The following is a 584-nucleotide window of genomic DNA, read 5'->3' on the forward strand; positions in this document are numbered from 1 at the left end:
TGTTATCACCCAGGGCTTTATCGGGAGCGAAGCCAAAGGCCGCACCACCACTCTGGGCCGTGGCGGCAGCGACTACACGGCTGTGCTGCTTGGCGAAGCGCTGTACGCTTCCCGCGTGGATATCTGGACCGACGTCCCAGGCATCTATACCACCGACCCGCGCGTGGTGCCTGCCGCAAAACGTATTGATGTTATCGCCTTTGAAGAGGCCGCCGAAATGGCGACCTTCGGCGCGAAAGTGCTGCACCCGGCCACCCTGCTGCCTGCCGTACGCAGCGATATTCCGGTGTTTGTCGGGTCGAGCAAAGATCCTAAAGCAGGCGGGACGCTGGTGTGTAAAAGCACTGAGAATCCACCGCTGTTCCGCGCCCTGGCGCTGCGCCGCAAGCAAACGCTGGTGACGTTGCATAGCCTGAATATGCTGCACTCTCGCGGTTTCCTGGCGGAAGTGTTTGGGATTCTGGCGCGCCACAATATCTCGGTAGATCTGATCACCACTTACGAAGTGAGCATTGCGCTGACCCTGGACACCACCGGCTCGACGTCGACGGGCGATACTCTGCTGACGCAATCGCTGCTGATGG

At 60.3% G+C, this 584-nt stretch carries 1 protein-coding gene; it reads left to right on the plus strand.

From position 1 onward, the window contains the following. On the plus strand, nt 1–584 hold a 584-nt coding region (locus K5E19_RS23485; RefSeq protein ID WP_221553335.1), incomplete at both ends, for an aspartate kinase.

The sequence above is a fragment of the Enterobacter sp. RIT637 genome (genome assembly GCF_019718755.1).
Classification (GTDB): Bacteria; Pseudomonadota; Gammaproteobacteria; order Enterobacterales; family Enterobacteriaceae; genus Enterobacter.